Source organism: Streptomyces kurssanovii, from assembly GCF_040677245.1.
Taxonomy (GTDB): Bacteria; Actinomycetota; Actinomycetes; order Streptomycetales; family Streptomycetaceae; genus Streptomyces; species Streptomyces kurssanovii.
The window spans coordinates 47,929-62,229 of the sequence record NZ_JBFAQK010000042.1 but is presented as its reverse complement, the minus strand read 5'-3'; the positions used below and the strand labels follow the sequence as shown (position 1 = coordinate 62,229).

Below are 14,301 nucleotides of genomic sequence, written 5' to 3'. Positions count from 1 at the left end.
CGCAGAGCGAAATCCAGCCCGCCTGGGGGCACCTCCCACGGCCGCCAGGCCGTAGGGGGGAGATTGAGGGCACCGCGCGAAGCGCGGTACGGGTCCGGGCGGAGCCCGGTTACGGGAAGGGGCGGGGAGGGGACAAGCCCGCCGCAGGCGCCACGCACCCGCACCCGCACCCGCCCGACGACTACGACTGCAGCGTCGGCCGCCGCGGCACCCCGCCCGCCACCGCGCGCTGCCGCGGCGCCGCCGTACCCGTCCAGCACGTGCCACGGCGCGACAGCAGCCTCCGCAGCCACAGTTCCGTCGAGACCAGGTCCGCCAGCCCGTCCAGTGGCACGGGTTCGCCCTCGGACGCCGCCCGGAGCGCCCCGCGGACGACGCGTGCCTCGATGAGGCCCGCGTCCGCCAGCAGCGGGGCGTCGAAGAGGGCGATCAGGTGCGGCAGCGCCGACCGCAGGCCCGTGCGGGCCGCCGCGGCGGACGAGGCGTGTGTCGGGGAGCCCCATCCCGGCGGCAGGTCGTGGATGCCGGCACCGGCGAGGACCGTACGCAGTACGGCGGCCCGCGCGCCCGGCTGGACACGGAGCGATTCCGGCAGGTCCCGGCAGGCCCGTACGACCTGGTTGTCCAGGTAGGGCGCGTGCAGACGCTGGCTGCGGACCTCCGCGGCCTGTTCCAGGATCCGATGGTCGAAGGCATGACGGGCGAGTGCCGCCCGTGCCCGTGTCTCGCCGGGCCGTTGGACCGAGATGGGCCTCGTCGCCGCCTCCGTCAGCCGAACCGATACTTCAGCGAGCGCCTCCCCGGTGAGCCAGCGCGCCGCGGGCCCCGGCCGGGACCACGCCAGCGCCGCCAGTGACGCGCCCACCGCGCCGTTACGCAGGGCGGGACCCGGGCGGTTGGCGAGGAGCAGGTCGCCGGCGGCCGCCTCGAGGCCGGTGCGAAAGGGCGTACGGGCCAGTCTGCGGGCCGCCCGGTACACCGTGAGCGGGACGAACAGGGACTGCGGGGAGGGCCGTTCGGAGCGGGCCAGGGCGGTGACCGGCCGCAGCAGGTGGCGTCTGCGCCGGTCCAGCAACAGATCCGCCAGCCGCGCCGGATGGGCGTCCAGCACCTGCCGTGCGCCCGCTCCCGTGAAGTGGTCGGCGCTGCCGGCGGCGAGTCGCCCCCGGTGGCGTTCCGCGGTCACCAAGGACGGTGCGGGCTCGTCGGTCAGGGGGCCGGAGTCGAGGTTCGCGTACGGCAGGGCCTCTTCGCCGGCGGCGACCACGACATGGTGCAGCCGTGGGTTGGCGGCGATGAGGCGGGCCCGTTCCAGCTCGGGTTCGCGCAGCTCGTGTCCGCTGGTGGCGAGGTCGTTGAAGGTGACGGCGAGCAGCCGTTCGCCGGCGCCGGTGCCGTGCCCGAGGACCGTGCCCGGTACGCCGGGCAGCCCGGCCGCCAGCAGGGCGAGGGTGCTGGAGGCGCTGCCGCCGGAGAGGTCGGCCCCGATCCCGGGCGTCGGCGCGCCACGGGCCGCGCGCCGTTCGGCGGGGCCCATCCCGGGGACGGGCCCCGGGTCGGGCGGCAGGGTCTCCGGCGCGTGCCGGGGCGCGGTCAGCCTGGCGCGCACGGCCTCGACGAGTGCGTCGCGTACCCCGTCGATGGCGCGGGCGGCCTCGACCTGCGGGGCGGCGACGGCGAGTGAGGCGACCGGCTCGTACCCGGTGATCTCCCGCGAGCCTTCCCGCAGGATCAGCGCGTGTCCCGGCGGGATGCGTTTCACCCCGGCGTACGGGGTGGAGTCGCGCAGCGCCTCCGGCGACTCGGGGCAGGCGAGCAGGGCGGCCAGGTGTCCGATGTCGAGCTGGGCCTCGATGAGGTCGGCCAGCGGGAGGGCGGCGGTCGCGTACGCCGTGCCGTTCGCCCACGGGGTGTAGAAGACGGGACGGGCGCCGGCGAGGTCGCCGACGACGGTGATGCGGCGGCCGACCTGGACCACGACGGTGTAGCTGCCCGCCCATGCGGTCAAATGCCTCAGTGCGCCGCCGCGCGCCGCGAACAGTCCGACCCGCAGCTGTTCGTCGCTGGCCGCGCAGCAGCCGAGGACGGCGAGGCGGGTCACGGTGGGCGCCTGGCCGTTGCCCGGGGTGGCGTAGGGCCGTTGGTGCGGTTCGGCGGTGATGATGCGCACCTCGTCGGGCCGCCAGTCCCCGACGGCCCACAGCGGATCCGGGTCGCCCCACAGGAGTTGGGCTCCGACGGGATGGAGGGTGCGGCCCTCTTCGGAGGCTCCGACGGCGCCCGCCGTGCCGAAGTTCGCGGCGATACTGCTCCACCCCACCAGCCACCGCATCGCCGCCTCCCCAACATTGCCGGACATCGCCGAAGCCGTTCGGGAACATGCTGCCACGAAGGAGGCGTACGCGAGGGGCTCCCGGTAGCGCGTGCAAAAACGGAACACTGCGGCGGCGTTGGCGATTTGCCGACGGTGTGGGAGTAGGTTCAGAGGCCGCCGGAGGTCCGGGCGCGCCGCGCGAGAGGCCGGCGGACAGGCGTCATTCAGCCATTTTCGGAGCCGCGCCAGCGTGGCAGTTTGACCGCAACACACGGACCGGGAGGCGCAGTTCGCCTCCCGGGCCCTGTCCGCCGCCCGCGGGGATTGAGGCGGCGGTGTCCCCCAGCCCACTGGTTCCAGTACGCAGTGGGCCGACCCACGCAGCACTCATGGAAGCGCTCCCGCCGTTGACCGGCCAGAGCGCACGGACGGGCGCACGGCCACACGGCGGGAGCACGAGGGCGGACGGGCGATCACCCGTACGGACAACAATCCCGCCATAGGGAAGTTGGCCCCTTAACGGTCGGGATGCGGCGAACTACGCTGTGTTTGCTGCTGTTCTCCACAGGCGCGCATATTCCGCAGGGCTCGGCCACACGATTTTGCAGCCGGGACCGGTCGGGACGGGGGGTGCTGCGAACCGGGAGAACCCAGCACGAATGCCGTGCGCGGGCCGTGCGCGGCAGCCGTCTGCGTGTCGAGGGGTGGCGCATGTCCAGGGAGCAACGCGGGCCGAACGAAAAGCTCGGCACGGTTCTCGCCCTCGCGGGAATCAGCAACGCGGGCCTCGCGCGGCGGGTCAACGACCTCGGCGCGCAGCGTGGTCTGACCCTCCGCTACGACAAGACCTCGGTGGCCCGGTGGGTGTCCAAGGGCATGGTGCCGCAGGGCGCCGCACCCCATCTCATCGCGGCGGCCATCGGCGCCAAGCTGGGCCGTCCGGTGCCGCTGCACGAGATCGGACTGGCCGACGCGGACCCGGCACCCGAGGTGGGACTGGCGTTCCCGCGTGATGTCGGCGAGGCGGTGAAATCGGCCACCGAGCTGTACCGGCTGGATCTTGCGGGCCGCCGGGCCGGCGGCGGGGGCATCTGGCAGTCCCTGGCCGGATCGTTCGCAGTGAGCGCTTACGCGACGCCCGCGTCCCGGTGGCTGATAACCCCGGCCGACGCGTCGGTCGAGCGGCTGTTCGACGCGACCGGCGGCTCGTCCCTCTCCTCCGACCCCTCTTCCGGTTCCCCCGACGTTCCCGACGGCACGGAGACCGCGGACGCCGCCGACACGCCCGCCCGCGTGGGCCACAGCGACGTCGCGAAACTCCGGGAGGCCGCGGAGGACGCCCGCCGCTGGGACTCCAAGTACGGGGGTGGGGACTGGCGTTCGTCGATGGTCCCCGAGTGCCTGCGCGTCGACGCGGCGCCGCTGCTCCTCGGCTCGTATTCGGACGAAGTGGGCCGGGCACTGTTCGGCGCGACCGCCGAACTGACCAGGCTCGCCGGGTGGATGGCCTTCGACACCGGGCAGCAGGAGGCGGCGCAGCGCTACTACATCCAGGCCCTGCGCCTTGCCCGCGCCGCCGCCGATGTGCCGCTGGGCGGATACGTGCTGGCCTCCATGTCGCTGCAGGCGACGTACCGCGGCTTCGCCGACGAGGGCGTCGACCTGGCCCAGGCGGCACTGGAGCGCAACCGGGGCCTCGCCACCGCACGCACCATGAGCTTCTTCCGGCTGGTGGAGGCCCGCGCCCACGCCAAGGCGAACGACGCGGCGGCCGCGGGCGCGGCGCTCAAGGCCGCGGAGGGCTGGCTGGAGAGGTCGAGGGAGGGCGACGGCGACCCGTCCTGGCTGGGCTTCTACTCGTACGACAGATTCGCGGCGGACGCGGCCGAGTGCTACCGCGACCTGAAGGCCCCGCGGCAGGTGCGGCGCTTCACGGAGCAGGCGCTGTCCCGCCCCACGGAGGAGTACGTGCGCTCGCACGGGCTGCGCCTCGTGGTGTCCGCGGTGGCCGAGCTGGAATCGGGCAATCTGGACGCGGCCTGCGCGGCGGGCACCCGCGCGGTGGAGGTCGCGGGGCGGATCTCGTCCGCGCGGACCACGGAGTACGTACGGGACCTGCTGCACCGGCTCGAGCCGTACGGCGACGAGCCGCGGGTCATGGAGCTGCGGGAAAGGGCCCGCCCGCTCCTCATGACACCTGCCTGATGCCTTGACGGCACCGCCCGGGACGCGGGCGGCGGCTCCCGTGCGCGGAAGTCGGGCGTGTCTCCCGCGTGTCGACTGGTTTGAGCGCGTTGTCAGCGGGCCAGTGCACTATCGGGGTGGGAGGTGACGCGGTGAGGGCGTCCGGGCATGACTTCGACTGCGATGTGCTGGTGGTCGGCGGCGGCATCGTCGGCCTGTCGACGGCGTACGCGCTCTCGCGCTCGGCCCCGGGCACCGGGGTGACGGTCCTGGAGAAGGAACAGGGCCCCGCCCGGCACCAGACAGGCCGCAACAGCGGAGTGATCCACAGCGGGATCTACTACCGGCCCGGTTCGCTGAAGGCCCGGTTCGCCGTGCGCGGCGCGGCCGAGATGGTCAAGTTCTGCGCGGAGTACGGCATCGCCCACGAGGTCACGGGCAAGCTGATCGTCGCGACGGACAGGGACGAGCTCCCACGGCTCCATGCCCTGGTCCAGCGCGGCCGGGAGAACGGCATTCCGGTGCGCGAGCTGGGTCCGGCGCAGATCGGTGAGTACGAGCCGGAGGTCCGCGGGCTCGCCGCGATCCATGTGGCGACGACCGGCATCTGCGACTACGGCGCGGTGGCCGCACAGCTCGCCACGGCATCCGGTGCGGAGGTGCGGTACGGCGAGGAGGTCACCGCCGTCGACCGCCGCCCGTGGGGCGTCGCGGTGCGGACACGCTCGGGCACGGTCGTAAGGGCCCGGGTGCTGGTCAACTGCGCCGGGCTGCACTGCGACCGGGTGGCACGGCTCGCGGGCGACGACCCGGGTATGCGGATCGTCCCGTTCCGTGGGGAGTACTACGACCTGGCCCGCCCCGGTCTCGTCCGCGGGCTGGTCTACCCGGTGCCCGACCCGGCCTTCCCGTTCCTCGGCGTCCATCTCACCCGCGGCATCGGCGGCGGCGTCCACGTCGGCCCGAACGCCGTCCCGGCGCTGGCCCGCGAGGGCTACAGCTGGTCGGCCGTCCGTCCCCTGGAGCTGGCGGGCACGCTCGGCTGGCCCGGCTCCTGGCACATCGCCCGGCGGCACTGGCGGTACGGGGCCGGGGAGCTGCGCCGCTCCGTGTCCAAGCGGGCGTTCACCTCGGCGGTCCGCCGCCTGCTGCCGGCGGTGACGGAGGGCGACCTGCGCCCGGCGCCGGCGGGCGTGCGCGCGCAGGCGGTGCTCCGCGACGGGACGCTTGCCGACGACTTCCTGATCCGCGAGGCCCCGCGGACGGTGCACGTACTGAACGCCCCGTCTCCGGCGGCGACGGCCTCGCTCCCGATCGGCCGCGAGGTCGCCCGCCGCGCGCTCACCGCGCTGTCGCCCTCGCGTCCCCGCGCCGCCAGGTGACGCCCGGTGACGCCCGATCGCCGGCGGATGTGACGGCAGGGGCACTGCCCGGTGACGCGGCGGGGCCGGACGGCCGCCGCCTCGTCGAAGCTTCCAGGCGGGTGGCGGGGCGCGGACCGGCCCGTGCCGCTCCATGACCTGATCCCTCCCGTCACCGTGGGGCCGCCCACGCCGGCGCACCGCCCGATCGCGCCCTCGTAGAATCGGCATCACTGTGTCTGAGTTCCGTGATCCCGACCCCAGCCCCGAGGCCCCGCGCCACTTCATCCGCGCCAAGAGCGAGCCGCGCTTCCCGGGCGGCCCCGCCGCCGACCCGGCCGGTTCGCATCACGAGCGTCGTATCCGCAGCTTCCAGCCGCGGCGCAGCCGGGTCACCGCCGGGCAGGAGGACGCGTTGCAGCGGCTCTGGCCGTTGTGGGGCCTGGACATCGACGGGCACCGGGTGCTCGACCTCGAGGAGATGTTCGGCGGGCTGCCCGTCGTCCTGGAGATCGGCTTCGGCATGGGCGAGGCGACCGCCCAGATGGCTGCCGACGACCCGGGGACCGGGATCCTCGCCGTCGACGTACACACCCCCGGGCAGGGCAATCTGCTCGCTCTCGCGGAACGGAACGGCCTGTCCAACATCCGGGTGGCCAACGGTGACGCGATCATCCTGCTGCGGGAGATGCTGCCGCCCCGCTCGCTCCACGGCATGCGCGTCTACTTCCCCGACCCGTGGCCGAAGAAGCGGCACCACAAGCGCCGGCTGATCCAGCCGGACTTCCTCACCCTCGCCGCCGGGCCGCTCGCTCCGGGCGCGATCCTGCACTGCGCGACCGACTGGGAGCCGTACGCCGAGCAGATGCTCGAGGTGCTGTCGGCGCATCCGGATTTCGAGAACACCCAGGAGGACGGCGGCTTCGCGCCGCGGCCCGCGTTCCGTCCGCTGACCCGCTTCGAGGGTCAGGGCCTGGACAAGGGTCACAAGGTCCGCGATCTGCTGTTCCGCCGGGTCACGCCCCAGGCCTGAACCGCGCGGTGGCGCCCGCGATGTCCGACGCGCCGTCGCCAGTTGTCGGTGCTCGTGGTTAGGGTCGACGGGTGTCCGACTCGTCCGCGCAGCAACCACCGGAGCACCCGCCGCAGCGCCCGGCGGTGCCCCCGCACCCCGTGTTGCCCGCGCGTGAGCAGGAGCATGTCGACGCGCTGCTGACCGCGGTGCCCGCGCCCGCGCGCCGGCGCTACCGGCCGCGGGCGGCGTCGAGGATCTGGCGCAGCCGGGCCTTCCGCGCCGGTGCGGTGGTCACCCTGCTCGCCCTGTGCGCTCTGGTGATCCTGGTGCTCGTGCGCGAGCAGACCGGCACCCACGGCTTCCTGGTCGGTCTCGGTCTCGCGACGCTGCCGGTCCCGCTGCTGCTGGCGGCGTTCCGCTGGCTCGACCGTGTGGAGCCCGGCCCGTGGCGGAATCTTCTCTTCGCCTTCGCCTGGGGCGCGTTCGCCGCCGCGCTGATAGCGATCATCGCGAACACCTTCGCGACCCGCTGGATAGCGACGGCGACCGCCGACCCGGTGTCGGCCGACACCCTCGGGGCGACGGTGATAGCGCCGGTCGTCGAGGAGAGCGCGAAGGCCGCCGCGATCCTGCTGCTCTTCGTCTTCCGCAGACGGGACTTCACCGGAATCGTGGACGGCGTGGTGGTCGCCGGCTTCACCGCCACCGGCTTCGCCTTCACGGAGAACATCCTCTACCTGGGCAGTGCCTTCGGCGAGGACCAGGCGATAGGCACCTCCGGCTTCGCCTCCGTGACCGCCGCGACGTTCTTCGTACGCATCGTGATGTCTCCGTTCGCGCATCCGCTCTTCACCGTGCTCACCGGCCTGGGCTTCGGTGTCGCCGCGCTGGGTGCGCGCCGGCACCGGCGGCTCCGGCGCATCGCGCTGCCGCTGCTGGGCCTGGCGCTCGCGATGGGCATGCACGCCCTGTGGAACGGCTCGGCGTCGATGCTCGGCCCGTGGGGCTTCTACGCCGTGTACGGGGCGTTCATGGTGCCGGTGTTCGCGCTGCTCACTTGGCTGTCGATATGGACCCGCCAGCGTGAGCTGCGCACGGTCTCGGAGGAGCTCCCGGCGTACGCGGCGGCCGGCTGGATGTCCGCTGCCGAGCCCCGCGCCCTGTCGTCGATGCGGGCGCGCACCGTGGCCAGGGACTTCGCCCGGCGGGCGTACGGCCCGGCGGCCGGGCACGCCGTGTCGGAGTACGAGGCGTTCGCGACGACGCTCGCCTTCCTGCGTCACCGGGCCCACCGGGGCGCGGCGGGTCCGGACTTCGTGGAGCGCGAGCAGGAGCTGCTGCACCATCTGTGGCAGCGCAGGGAGGTGGCGGGGCCTTCGCTGGCCTACGCCGCCCAGGCCACCGCCCGGATGCCGCTGCCGCCGCCGCACCGCGATTACAGCGGCTACAACCCCTACCGCTACTGATTCCGCGCCGGCGCGGGCTCAGGCGGACGCGGCGGTCAGTTCGGCCAGCTCGCCGTCCGTCAGGGCCAGGTCGGCTGCCGCCACCAGGGCCGGCACCTGCTCGACCGTGCGGGCGGACGCGATCGGCGCGGCCACGGTCGGCTGCGCGGCGATCCACGCCAGGGCGACGGTCGCGATCTCCACGCCACGGGCCTGCGCGATCCTGTCGAGCACGTCGAGGACCTTCAGCCCCCGCTCCGATTCGAGGTGCTTGGACGCTCCCTGGGCCCTGGCGCTGTCCACCGTGGTGCCGGGCCGGTACTTGCCGGTGAGGAAGCCGGAAGCGAGCGCGTAATAGGGGACGGCGGCGAGGCCGGCGCGGGCGGCGGTGTCCTGCAGTTCGCCCTCGTAGGTGTGGCGTGAGACCAGGTTGTAGTGGGGCTGCAGCGCCGCATACCGGGCGAGGCCCTCCCGCTCGGAGAAGGCCAGGGACGCCTGGAGCCGTTCGGTGCTGATGTTGGAGGCGCCGATCGCGCGGACCTTGCCGTCCTTCACCAGCTGGTCGAGGGCGGTGATGATCTCCTCGACGGGCACGGACGGGTCGTCGAAGTGTGTGTAGTACAGGTCGATGTGGTCGGTGCCCAGCCGGGTGAGCGACTCCTCCGCGGCCGCCTTGATGGTGGTGGCGGAGAGGCCCTTGTGACGGGGATGGGCGCCGACCTTGGTGGCGACGACGACTTCCGAGCGGTTGCCGCGGGCCGCGAGCCACTTGCCGATGAGGGTCTCCGACTCGCCGCCCTCGTTCCCGGGGGCCCACGAGGAATAACTGTCGGCGGTGTCGACGAAGTTGCCGCCTGCGGCCGTGTACGCGTCGAGGACCGCGAAGGTCCGCGCCTCGTCGGCCGTCCAGCCGAAGACGTTGCCGCCGAGAGCGAGCGGGAAGACGGTCAGGCCGGAGGAACCGAGGGTGCGCAGAGAGGTCATGCGGTGATCAACGGCCGGGCCCGTACCGGCTATTCCGGCAGCCCCGGCGTCGGGGGGTGTGCGCCAGGACTGCCGGAGACATGGATGTGCCCGGCACGGGAGGAACTGCGACCCGTACCGGGCAGGGATCAGATCGTGAGGCCCTTGTCGCGCAGCCACGCCATCGGGTCGATGCCGACGCCGCCGGCGGTGTGCACCTCGAGGTGCAGGTGCGGGCCGGTGACATTGCCGGTCGCGCCGACGCGCCCGATCGTCTCGCCGGTGGACACCTGCTGGCCCGCGCTCGCCGTCATCGAGGAGAGGTGGGCGTACAGGACCTCGGTGCCGTCCTCGAGTTCGAGGACGATGCGGTAGCCGTAGGAGCCGGACCAGCCCGCGGACTTGACCGTGCCGCCGTGCACCGCCTTGACCGGGGTCCCGGTCGGTGCGGCGAAGTCCAGGCCGGTGTGCTGTCCGGAGGACCACATCGCGCCGGACTCACCGTAGGTGGAGGTGATCGTGTAGGAGGAGGTGGGAAGGGAGAAGCTCCGGGCGAGCTCGGCGAGACGCGCGGCCTCCGCCGCCGCCCGCGCGGCCTCCTCCGCCTTGCGCTTCTCCTCGGCGGCCTTGGCCTCGGCCGCGCTCTGCTGCTTCTCGGCGGCGGCCGCCGCCTGTTCGGCGGCGAGCGCCTCCGCGGCCGCCTTCGCCTCGGCGTCGGCCTCTGCCTGCTGCTGCTCGGCCTGCTGGAGGATCCGGGCGCGCAGGGCCTCGCCGGAGCCGGCGGCCTGTGCCTGGCCGGCACCGGCGTCGGCGACCGTGGTCGCGGCGGTGAGCGGCGCCGCCTGCACGTCGCCGTCGGAGTCGTCCGAGTCGGAGATCAGGGATCCCACGCCGGGAAGTGACTTGGCGTCAGGAAGCTTGTCCGTGATGGAATCGGGAAGGGAGATGGAGACCGCCGGCTTGTCCTGCGCGGTGGCTATGCCACCCGCGCCGACCGCGGCGATGACGCCGACTCCGAGCACCGTGGAGCTGCGGGCGATTCCGCCGCGCTGCTTGATGACACGGTGCCGGCCGCGCACGGGGCGGACGGAGTCCTCTGTGGGGTTCCATTCCTCCCAGGTCCGCTCGGGGGCGTCGGCACTGAAACGTTCGGACGCGAAGCGGGCCTCGGGGGCAGGCATGTTGGACGCCACGAAGGCGTACTCCTTTCCTTCCTTCTCGCCTACCGGGTTAGCTGACGGGTTCGGAGCAGGAAGGTCTCCTACGGGCGCCCTCGACCGCGGACTGAGCGGCAAAGGGTGACCGATTCACCCCAATTAGTGGTTCCCCGGTTCCCTTGCGGGATTCGGCACGTGCGCACGGCGCCGCCTCTGCGACGGCTGGGACGACCGCACTGCGTTATCGAACGTTAATAGACGGCGGGGCCGGATTCCAAGCTGTTCCGGGTGATCATTAACGACTTCGGCCGGGACTTACCCGGACAGAATCGGCCGGAACCGGGCGAGTTGATCAAACACCGGAGGGCGTCACGATTCTGATCGGGCATCACATGCTCTGCGGACGGCTCCCCTTCGACTACGGAGCGTGCACACCGCCTCCATCGGGCGCGTGATGTCACGCGGACCTGTCGCGGCCGCCCGGCTCCGGCGGAACCACCGGCACCGTCCGGCGCCGTTCCGGCTGCCCCTCCGCCGGCCTGCCGACGGCCAGCAGTGCCATGTCGTCGCTCGAACCGCCGCCGGTGTACCGGCGTACGTCGTCGACCAGCGCGTCCAGCAGCTCCGCCGGCCCGGGGAAGAGACGTCCGGCGAGCCGTTCCACCGGGTCGTAGAAGACGCCGCGCGCGTCCCGCGCCTCCGTCACCCCGTCCGTGTAGAGGAGCAGCGTCGCCCCGTCGGGCAGCGGGTACTCGTCCGCCCGGTCGGGCCACGCCGCCAGGTCACCCATCCCCAGCGGCAGCGCCGCCTGCGCCGGCGCGAGGACGTCCAGAGCCCCGTCGGCGTGCAGCACCAGCGGCTCGGGATGCCCCCGGTTCACCAGCCGCACCAGGGCCCGGCCGCGCGGGATCTCACCCAGTACCGCGGTGGTGAACCCCTCCACGGCGTCCAGCCCTTCCCGCCTGGTGCCCTCCCGTTTGAGGGCTCGCTCCAGCCGCTGCGCCACGCCCTCCAGGGAGCGCTCCTGCTCCGCGGCCTCACGGAACGCGCCGATGAGCACGGCCACCGTCCCCACCGCCCCCAGCCCCTTGCCCCGCACATCGCCGACCAGGAGGCGCACGCCGTGAGGCGTGTCCTGCACCGCGAAGAGGTCGCCGCCGATGAACGCGCCCGCCTGCGCCGCCTCGTACCGGGCGGCGATGTGCAGACCGCCGATCCGGTCGGCCGGCGCGGGCAGCACCGCCCGCTGCGCGGTCTCCGCGATCACCCGGGCAGAGGCGAGCCGCTCACCGCTGCGCCGCACGAGAATGTTGATGAACAGCGCGAGAGCGACGACGGTGACCACCGTGGTCGTCTCGGTGAGCACCGTGATCTGAAAGAAGCTCCGGTTGACGGCATGGAGGATGCTCAGGGCCAGAACCGCGGCGATCCCGGTCAGCAGCGTCGCCAGCCATGACAGGACAGGCGCCGCGACGAGCGGGGCGGCGGCATAAAGAGGTACGGCGGTGAACCGGGGCGGGGTCAGTACGTCGAAGACCACCCCGCCGACGATCATCGCCATGGGCAACGCGCGGACGAACCACGGGGCTCTTCTGGCGCCGCCCTGATCTCGCCACTCCTGGCCCAAAGGTGGTCTCCTGCCGGGTCCTACCGGGTCCGCTGACGGCTGCGGACAGTACCGCGCCCCCCTCAGGCTGAAGGCCGACGCGCCGCGGGGCGACTTCCGGTCGCCCGACCGGGCGACGGTCGTGGCGCTGCGGAAAAGCCACCGGCCCGGTGGTCGATCTTCTCGATCGACCACCGGGCCGGTGTCATCAGTAGCGGGGACAGGATTTGAACCTGCGACCTCTGGGTTATGAGCCCAGCGAGCTACCGAGCTGCTCCACCCCGCGTCGGTGAACACAACCTTACGCCATGCAGAGCAAGATCCGTACCAATGACGAGGGGCGCCGGGCGAAGGCCGGAAAACCTCCGCCGCCGGCTACTCCTGACCGAGCCAGAGGTCGGGCCCGAACACCTCGTAGTGCACGGCCTCGGCGGGCACGCCACGGCGCAGCAGATCACCCCGTACGGCGCGCATGAACGGCAAGGGGCCGCACAGATACGCCGTGAGTCCCTCGGGAAGGTCCAGAGCGCCGATGTCGGCCTGCCCGGTCGCCGCACCGGCGTCGCCGCCGGTCTCGTACCAGAGGTGGAGGGATGCCGAAGGCAGGGCGTCGACGAGGCGGCGCAACTCCTCACGGTGGGCGTGGTCCGCCGCGCTGCGGTCGGCGTGCACCACGACGACCTGACGGGTGGAACCGGTGGCGGCGAGGTGGTCGAGCATGGCGAGCATCGGCGTGCTGCCGATGCCGGCGGACGCCAGCAGCAGCGGGCCCTCGTCCTCGGCCAGCACCAGATCGCCGAAGGGCACGGACACCGTCAGCAGATCCCCGGCGCGCGCGGTCTCGTGGAGCCACGAGGAGACCTCACCCTGCGGACCGGCCGCGCCCCGCACCCGCTTGACGGTGATGCGCCACTGCGGCCTGCCGGGGGCGGCGGAGAGGCTGTACTGACGTATCTGCCGGGCCCCGTCGGGGAGTTCGGCCTGGACACTGACGTACTGACCGGGCCTGAAGGCGCCTGCGGGAGATCCGTCGGCCGGCTGAATCAGGAACGAGACCACGTCGGGCGTCTGTTCGCGCCGCTCGACGATCTCCATGCTGCGCCACACCTCGCCGTCGGCGGTGCCGGCCTCCTGGTAGAGGCGTGACTCCGCGGCGATCAAGGCGTTTGCCATCAGCCAGTAGACCTCGTCCCAGGCGGCGGCGACCTCGGCGGTGACGGCGTCGCCCAGGACCTCCACGATCGCCGCGAACAGGTGCTGGTGCACGAGCTTGTACTGGCCGGAGGTGACGCCCAGGGAGGCGTGCTTGTTGGCGATCCGCGCCAGCATGGCGTCCGGCCGGTCGTCGGGCCGCTCGAGCAGCATGCCCGCGAAGGCGGCGATCGAGCCGGCCAGTGCCTGCTTCTGCTCCCCGTTGGCCTGGTTGCCCCGGTTGAAGAAGTCACGCAGCAGCTCGGGCCGGTCGTCGAACAGCTTGCGGTAGAAGAGCTCGGTGATGTCACCGATGGCGGCTCCGACGACGGGGAGGGTGGCCCGGACGACCGGGACGGACTGCTCGGAGAGCACGACTACTCCTTAAATTGGTATGCGATGGGCGTATTAAAAGCCGTCGTTCCGGAACCCCGGAGGGCACGGCTTCAGCTTGGTTTCATCCGGTGCGGCGACCCGAGAGCCCGACCAGGACCGGCCCGGCCGGCGAAGCCACCAGATCGGCCACCGTCAGCGGGTCCAGGGCGGCATGGAAGGCCTCCTGCGCGTCCCGCAGCGCCCGCCGCAGCCGGCAGGCACCGCGCAGGGGGCACGGCGCATCACCCTCGCAGGTGACCACTTCGCCCTCCCCCTCCAGCTCCCGCACCAGCCATCCGACGGAGGCCCGCCGACCGAGCGCGGTCAGCTCGAGCCCTCCGCCCCGCCCTCGCCGGGCGTCCAGGACGCCGAGGCGCTGCAGCCGGGCGATCGCCTTGGCCATGTGCGCGTATGGAACGTTCATCTCCTCCGCCACCTCGCGGGTGGTCAGAGGCCCGCCCTGCTCGGAGACCGCGAGGCGCATGACGGCGCGGAGCGCCAGATCGGTGAACTTGGTCAGTCGCACGAGGCGACGCTAACAAACACGCATCTGAGAGTCGTATTTGGGGTCCCGCTTTCCGCCGAGCCACCCCGGAATCCGCACCGCCCACCCGCCGCGGGGCTCCGACACCCGGCGCAGAAGCCGGGTGCCGGAGCGGAACACCCTCTGATGCTCGTCCTGATGCCCGT

At 72.8% G+C, this 14,301-nt stretch carries 10 protein-coding genes, 1 tRNA gene and 1 riboswitch; of the genes, 4 read left to right on the top strand and 7 right to left on the bottom strand.

All coding sequences use genetic code 11. The annotated features are described in order from the left end of the window. Positions 1-181: 181 nt before the first annotated feature. Positions 182-2,332 (bottom strand): asparagine synthase-related protein, encoded by a 2,151-nt coding sequence (locus AB0K36_RS25050; protein WP_364598389.1) that lies wholly within the window; start codon positions 2,330-2,332, stop codon positions 182-184. A gap of 693 nt (positions 2,333-3,025) precedes the next feature. On the opposite strand from AB0K36_RS25050, the gene AB0K36_RS25045 reads away from it, so the two are divergent. The 4 genes from AB0K36_RS25045 (at position 3,026) to AB0K36_RS25030 (ending at position 8,340) form a co-directional block, all read left to right on the top strand. Beyond that, on the top strand, positions 3,026-4,519 hold the full coding sequence (locus tag AB0K36_RS25045; protein WP_364598386.1) for an NsdA family TPR-like regulatory protein: 1,494 nt from the start codon (positions 3,026-3,028) through the stop codon (positions 4,517-4,519). 131 nt (positions 4,520-4,650) lie between these two features. Next, complete coding sequence (gene lhgO, locus AB0K36_RS25040) at positions 4,651-5,880, top strand: L-2-hydroxyglutarate oxidase (RefSeq protein WP_364598383.1); 1,230 nt, start codon at positions 4,651-4,653, stop codon at positions 5,878-5,880. 214 nt (positions 5,881-6,094) lie between these two features. Then, a complete protein-coding gene (trmB, locus tag AB0K36_RS25035) occupies positions 6,095-6,892 on the top strand; it encodes a tRNA (guanosine(46)-N7)-methyltransferase TrmB (protein ID WP_364598380.1) in 798 nt (265 codons plus the stop codon). 71 nt (positions 6,893-6,963) lie between these two features. Next, the gene (locus AB0K36_RS25030; RefSeq protein ID WP_435877930.1) at positions 6,964-8,340 is read left to right on the top strand and encodes a PrsW family intramembrane metalloprotease; all 1,377 of its coding nucleotides are present in this window, start codon (positions 6,964-6,966) and stop codon (positions 8,338-8,340) included. Between the two features lie 18 nt (positions 8,341-8,358). Here the strand turns inward: AB0K36_RS25030 and AB0K36_RS25025 are convergent, their stop codons facing one another. The 6 genes from AB0K36_RS25025 to AB0K36_RS25000 form a co-directional block, all read right to left on the bottom strand. Next, on the bottom strand, positions 8,359-9,303 hold the full coding sequence (locus AB0K36_RS25025) for an aldo/keto reductase (RefSeq protein WP_364598378.1): 945 nt from the start codon (positions 9,301-9,303) through the stop codon (positions 8,359-8,361). Positions 9,304-9,431: 128 nt separating this feature from the next. After that, on the bottom strand, positions 9,432-10,475 hold the full coding sequence (locus tag AB0K36_RS25020; RefSeq protein WP_364598375.1) for a M23 family metallopeptidase: 1,044 nt from the start codon (positions 10,473-10,475) through the stop codon (positions 9,432-9,434). An 11-nt stretch (positions 10,476-10,486) separates the two neighbouring features. Further along, positions 10,487-10,643, bottom strand: a riboswitch (cyclic di-AMP (ydaO/yuaA leader). A gap of 253 nt (positions 10,644-10,896) precedes the next feature. Beyond that, positions 10,897-12,000: a PP2C family protein-serine/threonine phosphatase gene (locus tag AB0K36_RS25015; protein WP_364598372.1), complete on the bottom strand. Its 1,104-nt coding sequence runs from the start codon at positions 11,998-12,000 to the stop codon at positions 10,897-10,899. A gap of 257 nt (positions 12,001-12,257) precedes the next feature. After that, positions 12,258-12,331, bottom strand: a tRNA-Met gene (locus AB0K36_RS25010). A gap of 89 nt (positions 12,332-12,420) precedes the next feature. Next, the gene (locus tag AB0K36_RS25005; RefSeq protein ID WP_364598369.1) at positions 12,421-13,611 is read right to left on the bottom strand and encodes a globin domain-containing protein; all 1,191 of its coding nucleotides are present in this window, start codon (positions 13,609-13,611) and stop codon (positions 12,421-12,423) included. 82 nt (positions 13,612-13,693) lie between these two features. Next, positions 13,694-14,137 (bottom strand): RrF2 family transcriptional regulator, encoded by a 444-nt coding sequence (locus tag AB0K36_RS25000; protein ID WP_364598367.1) that lies wholly within the window; start codon positions 14,135-14,137, stop codon positions 13,694-13,696. Positions 14,138-14,301 lie beyond the last annotated feature (164 nt).

Coding starts and splice junctions, on each gene's coding strand:
- AB0K36_RS25025 (WP_364598378.1), bottom strand. CDS start 9,303: ATGACCTCTCTGCGCACCCTCGGTTCCTCCGGCCTGACCGTCTTCCCG.
- AB0K36_RS25045 (WP_364598386.1), top strand. CDS start 3,026: ATGTCCAGGGAGCAACGCGGGCCGAACGAAAAGCTCGGCACGGTTCTC.
- AB0K36_RS25015 (WP_364598372.1), bottom strand. CDS start 12,000: ATGGCGATGATCGTCGGCGGGGTGGTCTTCGACGTACTGACCCCGCCC.
- AB0K36_RS25050 (WP_364598389.1), bottom strand. CDS start 2,332: ATGCGGTGGCTGGTGGGGTGGAGCAGTATCGCCGCGAACTTCGGCACG.